The 16087-nt window shown below is 73.3% G+C and carries 15 protein-coding genes; 9 read left to right on the top strand and 6 right to left on the bottom strand.

Features of this window, described 5'->3' with window-relative positions; all coding sequences use genetic code 11:
- Positions 1 to 60: 60 nt before the first annotated feature.
- The gene (locus tag ACPU2J_RS15870; RefSeq protein ID WP_389078441.1) at positions 61 to 1878 is read left to right on the top strand and encodes a bifunctional metallophosphatase/5'-nucleotidase; all 1818 of its coding nucleotides are present in this window, start codon (positions 61 to 63) and stop codon (positions 1876 to 1878) included.
- A gap of 110 nt (positions 1879 to 1988) precedes the next feature.
- Here ACPU2J_RS15870 and ACPU2J_RS15865 read toward each other — a convergent pair whose 3' ends face one another.
- The gene (locus tag ACPU2J_RS15865; protein WP_423833479.1) at positions 1989 to 2771 is read right to left on the bottom strand and encodes an alpha/beta fold hydrolase; all 783 of its coding nucleotides are present in this window, start codon (positions 2769 to 2771) and stop codon (positions 1989 to 1991) included.
- A gap of 122 nt (positions 2772 to 2893) precedes the next feature.
- On the opposite strand from ACPU2J_RS15865, the gene ACPU2J_RS15860 reads away from it, so the two are divergent.
- The gene (locus tag ACPU2J_RS15860) at positions 2894 to 3463 is read left to right on the top strand and encodes a TetR/AcrR family transcriptional regulator (protein WP_420080369.1); all 570 of its coding nucleotides are present in this window, start codon (positions 2894 to 2896) and stop codon (positions 3461 to 3463) included.
- A 146-nt stretch (positions 3464 to 3609) separates the two neighbouring features.
- Positions 3610 to 4509: a phosphatidylinositol-specific phospholipase C gene (locus ACPU2J_RS15855; protein WP_423833478.1), complete on the top strand. Its 900-nt coding sequence runs from the start codon at positions 3610 to 3612 to the stop codon at positions 4507 to 4509.
- Here the strand turns inward: ACPU2J_RS15855 and ACPU2J_RS15850 are convergent.
- From ACPU2J_RS15850 to ACPU2J_RS15840, 3 genes are all read right to left on the bottom strand, one after another.
- Positions 4489 to 5925, bottom strand: coding sequence for a sensor histidine kinase (locus ACPU2J_RS15850; RefSeq protein ID WP_423833477.1), 1437 nt, complete (start codon positions 5923 to 5925; stop codon positions 4489 to 4491). The genes ACPU2J_RS15855 and ACPU2J_RS15850 overlap by 21 nt on opposite strands.
- Entirely contained in the window at positions 5922 to 6653 is a 732-nt protein-coding gene (locus ACPU2J_RS15845; RefSeq protein ID WP_420080372.1) for a response regulator transcription factor, read from the bottom strand. The genes ACPU2J_RS15850 and ACPU2J_RS15845 overlap by 4 nt, the downstream gene beginning before the upstream one ends.
- Before the next feature lie 77 nt (positions 6654 to 6730).
- The gene (locus ACPU2J_RS15840) at positions 6731 to 7975 is read right to left on the bottom strand and encodes a S1C family serine protease (RefSeq protein ID WP_420080373.1); all 1245 of its coding nucleotides are present in this window, start codon (positions 7973 to 7975) and stop codon (positions 6731 to 6733) included.
- A gap of 165 nt (positions 7976 to 8140) precedes the next feature.
- On the opposite strand from ACPU2J_RS15840, the gene ACPU2J_RS15835 reads away from it, so the two are divergent.
- Positions 8141 to 9229, top strand: a complete 1089-nt coding sequence (locus tag ACPU2J_RS15835) for a MerR family transcriptional regulator (RefSeq protein WP_423833476.1) — start codon at positions 8141 to 8143, stop codon at positions 9227 to 9229.
- A 41-nt stretch (positions 9230 to 9270) separates the two neighbouring features.
- On the opposite strand, the gene ACPU2J_RS15830 is transcribed toward ACPU2J_RS15835, so the two are convergent.
- A complete protein-coding gene (locus ACPU2J_RS15830) occupies positions 9271 to 10293 on the bottom strand; it encodes a LacI family DNA-binding transcriptional regulator (RefSeq protein WP_361596951.1) in 1023 nt (340 codons plus the stop codon).
- A gap of 69 nt (positions 10294 to 10362) precedes the next feature.
- Entirely contained in the window at positions 10363 to 11133 is a 771-nt protein-coding gene (locus ACPU2J_RS15825; protein ID WP_361596954.1) for a response regulator transcription factor, read from the bottom strand.
- 461 nt (positions 11134 to 11594) lie between these two features.
- Between ACPU2J_RS15825 and ACPU2J_RS15820 the strand changes: the two genes are divergently transcribed.
- From ACPU2J_RS15820 to ACPU2J_RS15800, 5 genes are all read left to right on the top strand, one after another.
- Entirely contained in the window at positions 11595 to 11849 is a 255-nt protein-coding gene (locus ACPU2J_RS15820; RefSeq protein WP_361596957.1) for a MoaD/ThiS family protein, read from the top strand.
- A gap of 772 nt (positions 11850 to 12621) precedes the next feature.
- On the top strand, positions 12622 to 13938 hold the full coding sequence (locus ACPU2J_RS15815; RefSeq protein ID WP_423834972.1) for a hypothetical protein: 1317 nt from the start codon (positions 12622 to 12624) through the stop codon (positions 13936 to 13938).
- A gap of 145 nt (positions 13939 to 14083) precedes the next feature.
- The gene (locus ACPU2J_RS15810; RefSeq protein WP_423833475.1) at positions 14084 to 14800 is read left to right on the top strand and encodes a DUF2993 domain-containing protein; all 717 of its coding nucleotides are present in this window, start codon (positions 14084 to 14086) and stop codon (positions 14798 to 14800) included.
- A 155-nt stretch (positions 14801 to 14955) separates the two neighbouring features.
- Positions 14956 to 15045 carry an Ms5788A family Cys-rich leader peptide gene (locus ACPU2J_RS15805; RefSeq protein WP_350875872.1) on the top strand — a complete coding sequence of 30 codons (90 nt, stop codon included), beginning with the start codon at positions 14956 to 14958 and terminating at the stop codon, positions 15043 to 15045.
- A 178-nt stretch (positions 15046 to 15223) separates the two neighbouring features.
- Entirely contained in the window at positions 15224 to 16069 is an 846-nt protein-coding gene (locus ACPU2J_RS15800) for a sulfurtransferase (RefSeq protein WP_389078423.1), read from the top strand.
- Positions 16070 to 16087: the final 18 nt, after the last annotated feature.

Raw genomic sequence — 16087 nt, 5'->3', positions numbered from 1 at the left:
CGTTGACCATAGGCTGCGGCGGACCTCCCACGCTTTATCGCTGTCCACAAAGGGGACCAAATGTCAGCGACGCCACAACGGCACCGCCGAAACCGCCGGTTGACCCTCGCCGCCCTCGCCGTCACGGCCGGCGCCGGGGCCATGGTCGCGGCCGCACTGCCGGCCGGTGCCGCGAGTGGTGGCGGTGCGGCCAAGAGCCGGACCGTCGACGTGCAGATGCTGTCGTTCAACGACTTCCACGGCACCCTGGAGCCCCCGCAGGGCTCCTCCGGCACCGTGACCGAGCGTCAGGCCGACGGCACCACCAAGGCCATACCCGCGGGTGGTGTCGAGTACCTCGCGACCAGCCTGCGCGAGGCCCGCAAGGGCCACGAGTACTCCGTCACCGCCGCCGCCGGCGACATGATCGGCGGCAGCCCGATGCTGTCCGGGCTCTTCCACGACGAGCCGAGCATCGAGGCGCTGAACAAGCTGGGCCTGAACGTCTCCAGCGTCGGCAACCACGAGTTCGACGAGGGCAAGACCGAGCTGCGCCGCATGGCGTACGGCGGCTGCCACCCGGTCGAGGGCTGCTTCGAGTACGGCAAGGACTTCACGGGCGCCCAGTTCCAGTACCTGGCCGCGAACGTCACGGACGAGAAGACCAAGCGTCCGATGATGTCGCCGACCTACGTCTGGAAGAAGGGGGACGTGAAGATCGGTTTCATCGGCGTCACCCTGGAGGGCACTCCGGACGTCGTGACCGCCGAGGGCGTCAAGGGCCTGAAGTTCGGCGACGAGATCGAGACGATCAACAAGTACGCGGCCGAGCTGAACAAGCAGGGCGTGAAGTCGATCGTGGCGCTGATCCACGAGGGCGGCCTGCCCGCGAACGGCGCGTACAACTACGACTGCGACACCCCGGGCGCCGGCGCCGGCATCTCGGGCGCGATCGTGGACATCGCCAAGAACGTCGACGCCAAGGTCGACGCGCTGGTCACCGGCCACACGCACCAGGCGTACGCCTGCAACATCCCGGACCCGGCGGGCAACCCGCGCGCGGTGACCTCGGCCGCCTCCATCGGCCGCCTGTTCACCGAGACCACCCTCACCTACGACCGGCAGACCAAGGACATCGTCCGTACGCCGGTCTCCTCGCCGAAGCCGGTCAACAAGGTCGTCCACCGCGACCAGCCCAAGGCGCCGGACATGACCGAGCTGATCGGCCGCTGGAACGCCCTCGCGGCCCCGATCGCCAACCGTCCGCAGGGCTTCATCTCGGCCGACATCGCGGGCCGCGGCTCCGCGGAGCCGGAGAAGCCGCTCGGCAACCTGATCGCCGACGCGCAGCTGGAGGCGCTGGCCCCGGCGGACAAGGGCGGCGCGCAGCTGGCCCTGATGAACCCGGGCGGCATCCGCTCGGACCTCGCGTACAAGGCCTCGGGCGCCGAGGGCGACGGCGTGGTGACCTACGGCGAGTCCTTCACGGTCCAGCCGTTCAACAACATGATGAACGTCGTGGACCTGACCGGCGCGCAGCTGATCACCGCGCTCCAGCAGCAGGTCAGCGGGCCGGTGAACGGCACGAGCCCGAAGATCCTCCAGGTGTCGAAGGGCTTCACGTACACCCTCGACATGACGAAGGCCGGTGCGGACCGCATCGTCGTGGACTCGGTGAAGCTGAACGGTGTCCCGCTCGACCCCGCGAAGACCTACCGGGTCGCGATGAACGAGTTCCTCGCGGGCGGCGGTGACGGCTTCACCGTCCTGAAGGAGCACAAGAACAAGCTGGTCGGCGTGTCCGACCTGGACTGCTTCAACGCGTACCTGACGAAGAACTCCTCGGAGTCCTCGCCGATCGCCCCGCCGGCGGCGAACCGGATCACGATCGTCAAGTAACACCCGCGCACAGTGCGCCCGAAGGGGCGGCGGGCCCACCGGCCCGCCGCCCCTTCGGCGTTCCCCGGGCACCCCCGTGGCGCGGGGAGGCGCGGGGTCGGAGGGCGGGGTCAGAGGGCGGCGAGGAAGGTTCCGACCGCCCGGTGGAAGCCGTCCGGGTCCGTGAAGGGCACGAAGTGGTCGCCGGTCAGGGGTGCGTACGCGGTCTTCGGGCGCCGGGAGACCATCGCGTCGGCGACGCTCCGGGTCAGCGCCGCGCTGTCGGTGCCGTGGACCAGCAGGGCGGGGCAGGTGCTCGCGAGCCAGGTGTCCCAGTGGTCGCCGGCGCAGGCGTGGAGGGAGTCGAGCATGTCCTGCGGGTGGTACGCCAGGCGCCAGCCGGTGCCGTCCGGGAGGGGGCGCAGCCCGTCGGCGACGAAGGGCGCGGCCGGTCCGGCGGCGGCGAGGAGCTCCTCGCGGGTGGGGGCGGTGTGGGGCATGCCCTCCAGGAAGTCGAACCAGTTCGGGCCGTCGGGGATGCGGATCTCGACGGTGGCGTCGACGCCGATGAGCGCGGAGAACCGGTCGGGGTGGGCGGCGGCCAGGTGGTAGGCGTTGAGCCCGCCGAGGGAGTAGCCGAGGAGCGGTGGCGGGGTGTCGATCCCGAGGTGGTCGAGGAGGGCGACGGCGTCGGCGACGTAGCCCTCGCGGCGGTAGTGGGGGGCCCGGCCGGAGTCGCCGTGGCCGCGCTGGTCGGGGGCGACGACGCGCCAGGTGTCGCCGAGGGCGGCGGCGAGGCCGGTGAAGGCGCGGGCCTCGGACATGCCGCCGTGCAGGGCGAGGAGCGGCCGGCCGGGTCCGCCGAAGTCCAGGTAGGAGAGGGTCCGGTCGTCGATCGTCAGCTCGTGGCGCATGTTCCTGCCTCCCGTGGGCCCGTGGATCGTGCCGATGGGCTCACCCTGCCAGTGTTTGGGCAAGCGCGCAATACGCTTGTATTGCGCGCTTGCCCAAATCGGGGCGCGGATACGATCCCGGCATGGGAAATCGCGAGGACCTGCTGGCCGGAGCCCGGCGCTGCCTGGAGGTGAAGGGCTACCTGCGCACGACCGTGCGCGACATCGCCACGGCCTCGGGCGTGAGCATGGCGGCGATCGGCTACCACTACGGCTCCCGCGAGGCCCTGCTCAACCAGGCCCTCTTCGCCGCGATGGAGGAGTGGGCCGCGGGCTCAGGTCGGCTCGCGGGCCGGGGGGAGACGGCGGGGGAGCGCTACGCCGACACCTGGGACCGCAAGATCCGCGACTTCGGCGAGATGCGCTGGCTCTGGCTGGCCTCGGTCGAGGCCTTCGTTCACGCGCAGTCCTCGCCCGAGCTGCTGGCGATCCTCGCCGAGGGGCAGCGCCGCAACCGGCGCACGGTTGCCGCCGCCCTGCGCGGGGTGCCGCCGGAAGAGGTCGCCGAGGCGGACGTACGCGCCCTCGGATCGCTGCACATCGCCCTGCTCAGCGGCGTGATGGTGCAGACCCTGACCGACCCGGAGCAGGCCCCCGACGGCGCCGAGCTCCTCCAAGGCCTGCGCTCCATGGTGGAGTTGCTCGAAAAGTGACCGCTACCGACGGGTAGTGAAGGGCCGGTTCGCACGCCATAATCCCCAACCGACACCGGGACGGCGAAGGGACGGGCATGGGCGGGGTACCGGGCAGGCGCGCGGGTACGGGCACGGGTTCGGGCACGACGGCAGGTCCAAGCGCGGTGGCGGACGCGCCCGCGGCGTTCGGCACGGCCGCGGTCCTCGGCCGCCGGGGCTTCCTGGCCGGAGCGCTGGCCCTCGGAGCGGCCGTTGGGCTGGGGGCCGCCCCCGCCTCGGCGCGGGTCCTCGGGACCCAGGACTGGATGGCCGGCCTCGGGGACACCACCGCCCTGCAGCGCATGACCATCCCCGGCACCCACGATTCCGGCGCCACCAAGGGCGGGCTCTACGTCGCCTGCCAGAACACCTCGATCGCCCAGCAGCTCGACTCCGGCATCCGCTTCCTCGACGTCCGCTGCCGGGTCACCGGGGGCTCCTTCGCCATCCACCACGCGGCGTTCTTCCAGGACCTGATGTTCGGCGACGTCCTCGTCGCCTGCGCGAACTTCCTCGCCGCGCACCCCTCCGAGACGGTCCTGATGCGCGTCAAGCAGGAGTACTCCGGGGAGAGCGACGCCACCTTCCGCGCCGTCTTCGACGACTACCTGAACAACCGCGGCTGGCGCTCCCTCTTCCGGATCGCCGACACCCTGCCCACGCTCGGACAGGCCCGCGGCAAGGTGGTCCTGCTCGCCGACAACGGCGGCCTGCCCGGCCTGCGCTACGGCGACGGCAACGTCTTCGACATCCAGGACGACTACAACACCGAGCCCTTCGCCAAGCGCGGCCGGATCGAGAACCACTTCCGCAAGGCCGTCCAGCAGCCCGGGAAGCTCTTCGTCAACTACGTCAGCACCGCCGCGTACATGCCGCCGCGCTGGAACTCCGACCGGCTCAACCCGCAGGTCCACGGCTTCGTCGACGGCGGGGAGATGGCCGGCCGGACCGGGCTCGGGATCGTCCCGATGGACTTTCCCAACACCCGCTCCGGCCTGGTCGCCTCACTGATCCGGCACAACTGACGGGTCCGACGGAGGCGGGGTCGGCGCCCCCGGGATGCGGAGCACCGCCTCCGTGCCCGGGCCGCCGTCCGCCGCCGCCCGCAGAGCGGCGCTGCCGCCCGCCCGGGCCGCCGTGCGGGCCACGATCGACAGGCCCAGCCCGCTGCCGGGCAGCGCCCTGGCCGACGGGGACCGCCAGAACCGCTCGAAGACGTGCGGCAGGTCCTCCGCGGGGATGCCCGGCCCGTGGTCCCGTACGGTCAGCTCGCCCGCCCGCAGCGTCACGACGACCGCGCCGCCCGGCGGGCTGAACTTCACCGCGTTGTCCAGGACGTTGACCACCGCCCGCTCCAGCTCGGCCGCCTCGCCCCGGACGTACCAGGGGTCCAGCTCCGAGGTGAAGGACAGCTCCGGACCGCGCAGCCGGGCCCGGGACAGCGCGGTCGCCGCGATCTCGTGCAGGGCGACCACCCCGAGCCGGCCCGAGGCCGCCGCGTCGGGCCGCGACAGCTCCTGGAGGTCCCCGATCAGCGCGGCCAGCTCCGTCATCTGCGCCTTGACCGAGGCCAGCAGCTCCCGGCGGTCGTCGGGCGGGATGGCCCGGCCGGTCTCCTCGCTGCGGGCGAGCAGCTCGATGTTGGTCCGCAGCGAGGTCAAAGGTGTCCGCAGCTCGTGCCCGGCGTCGGCGATCAGCTGGGCCTGCCGCTCCTGGGAGGAGGCGAGGGCCGCGGTCATCGAGTTGAAGGACCGCGACAGCCGGGCGATCTCGTCGTCGCCCTCGTCGGGGATCCGCACGGTGAGGTCCTCGGTACGGGCGATGTGCTCGACGGCGTCGGTCAGCTCGTCCACGGGCTGCAGACCGGTACGGGCCACCCACAGCCCGGCCACGCCCGCGCCCACCACCCCGATGCCGGAGACCAGCAGCAACACCCAGGCCAGGGTGGACAGGGGCTTGTCGATGTCGGCGAGCGGCTTGGCCACGGACAGGGCGGCCGCCCGGCCGTCGAGCAGCGCGGGTTCCGTGAAGACCCGGACGGCGACGCCGTCGGAGGTGGTCGTGTCGTAGAGGGTGGCGCCGCGCCGTCGCTGGGCCACCTCGAGGTCGGTGTCGCTGATGCGCAGGGTGCTGCGGCCGTCCACCCAGCAGTGGCTGCCGTCCGGGCGCACGATCTGCACCTGTGCGCTGAGGTTGTTGGCGGGCCGCTCCGGCAGCGTGCCGGTGACCGACACGCAGCCCAGCGACCGGTAGACCTGGTTGGCCTGCGCCTCCGCGTTGGTGGAGCGCAGCGAGCTGTCGAGCTGATCGCGTAGTTGGGCCCGCACCATCACCCAGGACACCCCCGCCACCGTGGCCACCGCCACCGCCACCGCCACGGTGACCAGCAGGGCCAGCCGGGAGCGCAGGGGGAGGGCGCGGAAGCGGGCCAGGGGGCTCACTCGGGTCCGCCCTCTCCCGCGCGCAGGACGTAGCCCACCCCGCGCACGGTGTGCACGAGGCGGGGCTCGCCGCCCGCCTCGGTCTTGCGGCGCAGGTACATCACGTACACGTCCAGAGAGTTGGAGCTGGGCTCGAAGTCGAAGCCCCAGACGGTCTTGAGGATCTGCTCGCGGGTCAGGACCTGCCGCGGATGCGCGAGGAACATCTCCAGCAGGGTGAACTCGGTACGGGTCAGCTCCACCGGGCGCCCGCCCCGGGTGACCTCGCGGGTCGCGAGGTCCATGCGCAGGTCGCCGAAGGTCAGGGCGTGCTCGGGGGCCTCGCCGCCGGGCCGCGGCGCGGCGTAGGAGCTGCGCCGCAGCAGGGCGCGCACCCGGGCGAAGAGCTCGTCGAGCTCGAAGGGCTTGACCAGGTAGTCGTCGGCGCCCGCGTCCAGGCCGGTGACCCGGTCGCCGACGGTGTCGCGGGCGGTGAGCATCAGGATCGGGGTGACACTGCCGGCGGCACGCAGCCGCCGGGCGGCGGTGAGGCCGTCCATCCGCGGCATCTGGATGTCCAGCACGATCAGCCCGGGGTCGTAGGAGCCGGCCTTGTCGAGGGCGTCGAGCCCGTCGACGGCGGTCTGCACGGCGTACCCCTCGAAGGCGAGGCTGCGGCGCAGCGCCTCGCGTACGGCCGGTTCGTCGTCGACGACGAGGATCCGGGCTTCGCCCTCGGCGGGATTCATGGATGGCTCTCCCAGAAGTGGTGGCCGGCCGCGGGGGGCCGGCGGATGACGGCGCCTCCCAGCCTCGCACGCGGGCGTCAGAAGGAGGTGCCGAAGCCGTCCGCGGTGGATCCGCCGGCGGAGGAACCGGAAGAGCCGGAGGAGCCGTTGCCGCCGGGGCCGCCCTGGCGCAGGGAGGGCAGGTCGGCCTTGACGGTGTTGACCGGGATGGCGAAGCCGAGGCCGACGCTGCCCGCGGCCGAGCCGCCGGACGCGGGCGAGTAGATCGCGGAGGGCATGCCCACGATCTCGCCGTTCATGTTCACGAGGGCGCCGCCGGAGTTGCCGGGGTTGAGGGAGGCGTCGGTCTGGATGGCCTTGTAGGAGGTGGTGTCCGAGCCGGTGTCCCCGTTGAACTGCCGGCCGTCGAAGGAGAACGGCCAGCCGTCGCCCTGCCGGCCGCCCTGCGGGGACCGGGACTGCGACTTGGGCACGTTCACCTCGCGGTTGAGCGCCGAGACGATGCCGCTGGTCACCGTGCCGGTCAGACCGTCCGGCGAGCCGATGGCCACCACCTGGTCGCCGACCTTGACGGCGCCGGAGTCACCGAGCCGGGCGGGCGTGAGCCCTCCCGCGCCCTGGAGCTTGATCAGCGCCAGGTCCTTGTTCGGGTCGGTGCCGACGATCCGGGCGGAGAGCTTCTTGCCGTCGCTCATGGTCACCTGGATCTGCGAGGCGCCGCTGACCACGTGGTTGTTGGTGACGATCTCGCCGTCGGCGGTGATCACGATGCCCGAGCCGGTGCCCTGGCCGGAGCCGGTGCGGACGTCGATGCGGACGACCGAGGGGCTGACCTGCTCGGCGATGCCGGAGACGGTGCCCGCGCTGGACTGCGAGACGGTGGTGCCGTTCACGCCGCCGAAGCCGCCGGACTGGCGGAACATCAGCTGCTCGACGGCGACCGCCGTACCGCCGCCGACCAGGGCCGCGGCGAGCGCGACGGCCGTCAGCAGCGCCACCGGCCGCTTGGCGCGCGGGGCGGGCGCGGCGGGCGCGGGCCCGGAGCCGTCGTACCCCCCGTGGCCGCCCTGACCGTCGTACCCTCCGTGGCCGCCGTGCTCGCCGTCGCCGGGGAGCGGCTCCGCCGCGGAGACCGCGGGCCGGTGCGCCTCGTACCAGCCGGGGGCGGCGGGCTCGTAGGCCGGCGGCGGCGGGTAGGCCCCGGACCCCGCCCCCTGCTCCGTCCGCTCCGGTCCCCGGTGCCAGTGCTCGCCGTAGGGCGTCTGCTGCGTCGGGTGGTTCTCCTGCGGGTACCCGCCTTCGCGGCGGAAGCTCTCGGTCATGGTGACGACTGTGGTCCCCGATCATGAGAGCTTCCTGAGTCCGACCTGAGAAGCCCGACAGAACCGCGTATGCCCGATGTAAGGCCGCCCCGGGTGCGGCCCGGCCGCGGCGCGCTTGACCCTCGACCTGGTGGAGGTCCCAGGGTCACGGGTGTGGAGAGCGAGATGCGCAGCATTGGCGAGATGGGCCGTGACAGCGGACTGGGCGTGAGCGCGCTGCGGTTCTACGACCGCGCGGGCGTCCTGGTGCCCGCCCGGGTGGACCCGGCGACCGGGTACCGCTGGTACGCGCCCGAACAGCTCGACGAGGCCCGGCTGCTGGCCCGGCTGCGGCAGGCCGGCATGCCGCTCGTGGACGTCCGGCTCGTCCTGGCGGGCTGGTCCGCCGGGGACACCGGTGTGGTGCCCCGCCTGCTGGACGGGCACCTGCGCCGGCTCGAACGCGAGCTGGCCGACGCGCGCGGCGCGCTCTCCGCGGTACGCGCCCGACTCGGAGCCGAGGAGCACAGCTTGAACACCGCCACGACCACCGACGCCACGACCACCGACGCCACGACCACCGCCGCCCGGCTGACCCTGCCCGCCGCGGACCTCGCGGCCGCCCTGGACGCCGTACGGTTCGCCGTCTCGGCCGACCCGGAACTCCCGGTGCTTGCCGGAGTCCTGTTCGACGTGGACGGGGCGGACCTGCACCTCGTCGCCACCGACCGCTTCCGGATGGCCGTCGCCCGCACGGCCGCCACCGGGCACGACGGCGACCGGGCCGCGGCGACGGTGCCCACCCCGCTCGTGGACGCCATGCGCGCCCTGCTCGCCGACGACGCCCCGGTCCGCCTCACGATCGGCGCGGACGGGGTGGAGCTGGAGACGCAGGGCCGGCGGGTGGCCGGTCAGGTGGTCGGGGAGGAGTTTCCCGACCACCGCCGCCTGACCCGGCTGCCCGAGGGCCGCCGCCTCACCGTGGACGTTCCGGTCCTGCGCCGGGCCCTGCGCGCGCAGGACGGCGACGTGTGCGTGCTGGTGCTCACCGACACCGTGGAGGTGGCCGACGACCGGGCCGCCGCGTCCGGGCCCGCCGGCGGGTCCACCGGCGACCGGGTGGGGGTCAATCCGGGGTACCTGCTGGACGCGCTCGCCGGCGCGGGCGAGGAGATGGTGCTGGAGTACCTGGGCCCCAAGGCCCCGCTGGTCCTCGTCCACCCCGACGTGGAGGACGTCTTCTCCCTGCTGATGCCGGTCGCCCTGGACGCCTGACGGGCCGGGCGCCGCCCGCTGCCCCGCCGGCTGCTGCTCGCTCAGCGGCAGCCGCAGGAGCGGCGGACCACCAGGGCCGAGGGGAACTGCTTGAGGCGCTCGCGGCGCGAGCCGGCCACGCGCAGGCCGTCGTCCAGGACCAGGTCCACGGCCGCACGGGCCATCGCCGGGCGGTCGGAGGCGATCGTGGTCAGCGGCGGGTCGGTGAGGGCCGCCTCCTTGACGTCGTCGAAACCGGCCACCGCCAGCTCGCCGGGCACGTCGATGCGCAGCTCGCGCGCGGCGCGCAGCACGCCGATCGCCTGGTCGTCGGTGGCGCAGAAGATGGCCGTGGGCCGGTCCGGCCGGGCCAGGACCTCCAGGGCCACCGTGTACGCGTCGTAGCGGTTGTACGGGGCCTCGATGAGCCGGCCCTCGACCGGACGGCCGGCCTCCACCATGGCCCGGCGCCAGCCCTCGACGTGGTCGGCGACGGGGTCGCCGACCGACGGGGTGTTCTCGATGCCGCCGATGCAGGCGACGTACTCGTGCCCGTGCTCCAGCAGGTGGCGGGTGGCGAGCTGGGCGCCGCCGATGTCGTCCGTGACGACCGCGACGTCGTCGATGGCCTCGGGGCGCTCGTGCAGCAGCACCACCCGGGCGTCCCAGGCCTCGATCTCGCTGGCGGCCTGCTCGCTCATGCCCTGGCTGACCAGGATCAGGCCCGAGACCCGCATCCCGAGGAAGGCCCGCAGGTAGTGGACCTCGCGCTCGGTGCGGTAGTCGGAGTTGCCGACCAGGACCATCTTCCCGCGCTCGGCGGCGGCCTGCTCCACCGCGTGCGCCATCTCCGCGAAGAAGGGCTGGCGCGCGTCCGGGACGATCATGCCTATGAGGTCGGTGCGCCGCGAGGCCATCGCCTGGGCGACCCGGTCCGGGCGGTAGCCCAGGTCCTTGATCGCGGCGAGGACACGCTCGCGCGTGGCCGGGGCGACCGGCCGGGGTCCGTTGTTGATGACGTAGCTCACGACGGCGGTAGAAGTACCCGCAAGTCGCGCTACGTCATCCCGCGTCACCTTGGCCACGCGCGGCAGTCTACGCGGGGTGACCTCCGTCTGGGCAGGTCGTCCCGCCAACCGGTCGGACCGCGGGCCTTAGCCCGTCCGGGTGGACGCCCCCGACGGCTGCGCGGCGGCCTCCGCGGCGACCTGGGCGGCCGCCTGGGCCGCGGCCTCCGCCGCCGCCCGCTCGACCTTCTCCGGGGTGACGAAGCGGTAGCCGACGTTGCGGACCGTGCCGATCAGCGACTCGTGCTCGGGGCCGAGCTTGGCGCGCAGCCGCCGTACGTGCACGTCGACCGTGCGGGTGCCGCCGAAGTAGTCGTAGCCCCAGACCTCCTGCAGCAGCTGGGCGCGGGTGAAGACCCGGCCCGGGTGCTGCGCGAGGTACTTGAGCAGCTCGAACTCCTTGAAGGTGAGGTCCAGCACCCGGCCCTTGAGCTTGGCGGAGTACGTGGCCTCGTCCACCGACAGGTCGCCGTTGCGGATCTCCATGGGGGAGTCGTCCGCGCCGATCTGCCGGCGGCCCGTGGCCAGCCGCAGGCGGGCCTCGACCTCGGCCGGGCCTGCGGTGTCGAGGAGGACGTCGTCGATGCCCCAGTCGGCGGTGACGGCCGCCAGGCCGCCCTCGGTGACGACGAGGATCAGCGGGCAGCCGGGCCCGGTGGAGCGCAGCAGCTGGCACAGCGACCGCACCTGGGGCAGGTCGCGGCGGCCGTCGACCAGGATGACGTCGGCGCCCGGGGTGTCGACGAGGGCGGGCCCCTCGGCCGGGGCCACCCGGACGCTGTGGAGCAGCAGGCCGAGGGCGGGCAGCACCTCGGTGGACGGCTGCAGGGCGTTGGTGAGCAGCAGGAGCGAGCTCATGACCGACCACCTGCCCGGGCCGGACGGTGGTGCACGGTTCGCTGGTCCATCACGTCGGTTCCTCCTCGGTCCCGTCGAGGACATGCGCGGTACTGCTTCGTACGGTGTCCCGGCCTCCTCGCGGTCCCCGCGCCCTCGGGTCCGCCGGCTGCCGGTGTTCTCGGTTCGTTCAACGTTCTGAAAGCACAAAAGGACCCGGGGGCAACATTGCCCGGATCCTCTCGCCAGCAGAATAGCCCACCCGCCGGTTCACGGCCGAGGCTCTTCCGTTTCCCTTCCTGTGGTTCCTGCCACGCCCGCACCCGGTCTATGCACCGGTTTCACCGGATCACAGGACCGCCGGACGGCCGGGGTGAGCGGCCGGGGCGCACACCCGGCGCGTCGGGGCACATGGGGGACGCCCGCCGGAGGGGCCATCATGGAGGCCGACGGTAGAGAGCCGACGGACGATAGGAGCTGCAGTGGCAACCGGAACCATCCGCTACTGGGCGGCGGCCAAGGCCGCGGCCGAGACGGCGGAGGAGCCGTACTCGGCGCGGACACTGGCCGAGGCGCTCGACGGCGTGCGGGAACGCCACCCCGGGGAGCTGACCCGGGTCCTGCTGCGCTGCTCCTTCCTCGTGAACGACGAACCTGTGGGCAAGCGCCCGCACGATTCCGTGCTGCTGACCGAGGGGGGCACCGTCGAGGTGCTCCCGCCGTTCGCGGGCGGGTGAGCGGGAGCCGATGAGCACGCCTGAGGAACAGCAGCGCCGGCAGTACGCGGCCCAGCAGCAGTCGCAACAACAGCAGCAGCAGTCGCAGCAGGAGCCGGTGGACCCGTACGGGACCCAGACCTGGCAGGCCGACACCTGGGACACCACCAACCAGCCGGCCCTTCCGCCGCTGGGGGCCGTTCCGGGGCAGCCGGTGGCTCCCGAGGGCTGGTTCCGCGACGAGCCCGCCGCGCCCGCCGCGCCCGCGGCCGCCGGCGCGCCGGCCCCGTGGCCGGACGGCTCCGCCGCCGGGCAGGCTGCCGAGGCCTACCCGTCCTACGGATACCCGGCGCAGGCCGCGGCCCCGGCCGGGCAGCCCGCGTGGGGGGCCGCGCAGGAGCAGCAGCAGGCCGTGGCTCCGGAAGGGTGGTTCCGGGACGAGGTCCCGTCGCAGGCTCCGGCGCAGGACTGGTCGCTCGGTGGTCAGGGTCTTCCCGGGCCCGGCGCGGAGCCGGCCCAGGCCCCCGCCGCGGAGCAGACGGCCTACCTGCCGCCCTACCCCGGCCCGCAGGAGGCGCAGCAGCAGGCTGTGGCCCCGCAGGGGTGGTTCCGGGACGAGGTCCCGGCGCAGTCGCCGTCGCAGGCTCCGGCGCAGGACTGGTCGCTCGGTGGTCCCAGGCCCGGCGCGGAGCCGGCCCAGGCCCCCGCCGCCGAGCAGACGGCGTACCTGCCGCCCTACCCCGGTGCGGGGGAGCAGCAGCCGCAGGGTTCCGCCGCGGAGCAGACCGCGTACCTGCCCCCGTTCCCGGGCCCGGAGGCGCAGCAGCAGGGTTCCGCCGCGGAGGCGGGCCGTCCGGCGCCGTACCCGGCCGCGGGTCAGGAGCCCCAGCACCTCGCCGCGGAGCAGACGGCGTACCTGCCGCCCTTCCCGGGTCCTGAGCAGCAGCCGCAGGGTTCCGCCGCCGAGCAGACGGCGTACCTGCCCCCGTTCCCGGGTCCCGAGGCGCAGCAGCAGGGTTCCGCCGCGGAGGCGGGCCGTCCGGCGCCGTACCCGGCCGCGGGTCAGGAGCCCCAGCACCTCGCCGCGGAGCAGACGGCGTACCTGCCGCCCTTCCCGGGTCCTGAGCAGCAGCCGCAGGGTTCCGCCGCCGAGCAGACGGCGTACCTGCCCCCGTTCCCGGGTCCCGAGGCGCAGCAGCAGGGTTCCGCCGCCGAGCAGACCGCCTACCTGCCGCCGGTCCCCGGGCCGGAGGCGCAGTCGCCGCAGGGTTCCGCCGCCGCGCAGGCCCCGCAGCCCGCAGCCGACGAGGACGCCGCCTGGTCGCCGCCGACCCTCGGCGGGAACACCCTGCGCGCCGTCGACCCCGCCCAGGCCCGCGCCGAGGGCCGGTCGCCGATCATCGACCCCGGCCCGCAGCCGGCCATACTGACCGCCGCGCTCGGCCTGCTGCTCGCGGCGGCCGCCGCCCTCGGGCAGTTCGCGCTGCTCGTGCCGCTGATCGCCCTGCAGGCGCTCACCGCGGCCGGCTGGTTCCGGCTCAACGGCATGTGGCCGGCCCGCCAGGGCATCGCCCTCGCCTTCGCCGGAGCCCTGGTCGCCGACGTGGCCGTGCTCGCCGTGGACCCGCTGTACGGGGCCGGCGCGATCGTCGGCACCCTCGGCGCCTGGGTGCTGATCACCCTGGTCCTCCAGCTGCGCAGCCGGGCCGAGCCCGACGAGCGGATGTACGGGCTGATGGCCTCGGTGGCCTCCGCAGCGCTCGCCATCATCTGCGCCGGCTTCCTGGCCGCCGACTCCGCCGCGGTCACGGTCGGCGCCGCCGCCGTCGCGGTCGCCGTCTTCGTCCGGGCCCTGCCGCTGCCCACCCCCGCCTCCGTGGGCGTCTCGCTGGCCTCCGCCGCCGGCGCGGGCGTCGCGGTCGGCGGGCTGACCTCCGTCGGTGTCGGCGGTGCGCTGGTCGGGCTCGCAGCCGGGGTGTGCGCGCTGGTCGGGCTGCGCGTGGCGGCGTACGACTACCCGTCGAAGTTCGTGCACATGACGGCCGGTGTCGCGCTGCCGCTCGCGGCCGCCGCGCCCGCCGTCTACCTGATCGGCCGGGTGGTGGGCTGATCCGCGCCCCGGGTCCGTTTTCCCGCGCCCGCGTCCCGCGCCGTCCGGTGCGGGACGCGGGCGCCTGCCGTCTCCGGGGCCGGACGCTCCGGGGGCCGTCATGGTCAACTAGACCGCACGTACCGATAAGTAGGGGGAGTGGCACGTGCGTATCCTGCGCGTCGTACTGATCGTCGGAGTGGTGCTGGGCGTCCTGTTCACGGGCGTGGACCGGTGGGCGGTCTCGTACGCCGAGAACCGGCTCGCGGAGCGAATACAGTCCCGGCAGGGCCTGGCGGGCAGCGCGGAGGTGGACATCCGCGGGTTCCCGTTCCTGACCCAGGCCCTCAGCCACGACCTGGAACGGGTCGATCTCCGGCTCCGGGGCGTCGAGTTCACCGCGGAGGGCCGCAGGACGAGGCTCTCGGAGCTCGACGCGAGCTTCCACGAGGTGGAGCTGAACGGCGACTACACCGGGGGCCGGGCCCGGCGGGCCGAGGGCACCGGGCTGATCACGTACGCGGACCTGACGGCGGCCTCGCAGAGCGGCGCGACCCTCTCGTACGGCGGGGCGCCCGGCAAGGTGAAGGTCACCGCGGCCATCGACGTCCTGGGCCGGACGCTGACGCACAGCGTGGTCTCGACGGTCACCCTGGAGGACGCGGCGGACGGCAAGGGCGGAAAGATCGTCCGGGTGCGGGCGGACTCCGTGCCGGGCGACGGGGTGCCCGGCGTCGAGAAGCTGATCCGCCGCAAGACCGACTTCGACCGCAGCCTGGACACCGGCCTGCCGACGGGGCTGCGCCTGTCGGCGCTGACCGCGGACGAGGCGGGCGTGCACCTCACCCTGGACGGCACGGACGTGGTGCTGGCCGGATCGTGAGACGGTGCGGTCCGATCCGCAGAAGGACGGGCCGAAAGGCGCCTTCGCGGCCCGCTCCGGGAGCCGTCGGAGGCGTTTGAGTCCCAGCATCCGGACGATCCTGTCTCGGAATATGACACACCGGTGACAGGGCGGCCGATTCGTCCCTACGATCCATGGCTATGAAGCATCAGCAGGCGGACCTCACGAAGCGACGGGCAGTCGACCTGTGTCGCGTCGCCGCCATGCTCTGTCGATCCATGTGACGTGTGAGCGCATCCGCTCCATCAGCCGGACGACGGCCCCACCGGCCCTTCCCCGCGTGACCGCACCCGCCTCCTGACCCCTGACGCCTCCCCGCGCAGGAAGTCGAGCGCACCCGCAGGCACGCAGCACAGCGCAACCCGCACCGCCCCGCCGCACACTGCCCCGGAGGAGAACACCATGAGCCGCAGCGACGTCCTCGTAGACGCCGACTGGGTCGAGGCCCACCTGAACGACGCGAACGTCGTCATCGTCGAGGTGGACGAGGACACGTCCGCCTACGACAAGAACCACATCACCAACGCGGTCCGGATCGACTGGAAGACCGACCTCCAGGACCCGGTCCGCCGTGACTTCGTGGACCAGGAGGGCTTCGAGAAGCTCCTCTCCGCCAAGGGCATCTCCAACGACGACACGGTCGTCCTCTACGGCGGCAACAACAACTGGTTCGCGTCCTACGCCTACTGGTACTTCAAGCTCTACGGCCACCAGGACGTCAAGCTCCTCGACGGCGGCCGCAAGAAGTGGGAGCTCGACTCCCGCGACCTGGTCGACGGCAAGGACGTCCCGAACCGCCCGGCCACCGAGTACAAGGCCAAGGCCCAGGACACCTCCATCCGCGCCTTCCGGGACGACGTCGTGGCCGCGATCGGTTCGCTGAACCTGGTCGACGTCCGCTCCCCCGACGAGTTCTCCGGCAAGCTGCTCGCCCCGGCGCACCTGCCCCAGGAGCAGTCGCAGCGTCCCGGCCACGTGCCGAGCGCCCGCAACATCCCGTGGTCGAAGAACGCCAACGACGACGGCACCTTCAAGTCGGACGACGAGCTCAAGGCGCTCTACGAGACCGAGCAGGTCGACCTGGCGAAGGACACCATCGCCTACTGCCGCATCGGTGAGCGCTCCGCGCTCACGTGGTTCGTGCTGCACGAGCTCCTGGGCCAGGAGAACGTCAAGAACTACGACGGCTCGTGGACCGAGTACGGCTCGCTGGTCGGCGTGCCGATCGAGCTCGGCCCCAACAAGTAATCCCGGGCACGCGACGCC

The sequence above is a fragment of the Streptomyces manipurensis genome, assembly GCF_049570255.1.
GTDB classification, from domain to species: Bacteria; Actinomycetota; Actinomycetes; order Streptomycetales; family Streptomycetaceae; genus Streptomyces; species Streptomyces manipurensis.
The sequence above is the reverse complement of the archived record's forward strand: the minus strand, read 5'-3'. Positions and strand labels throughout refer to the sequence as shown.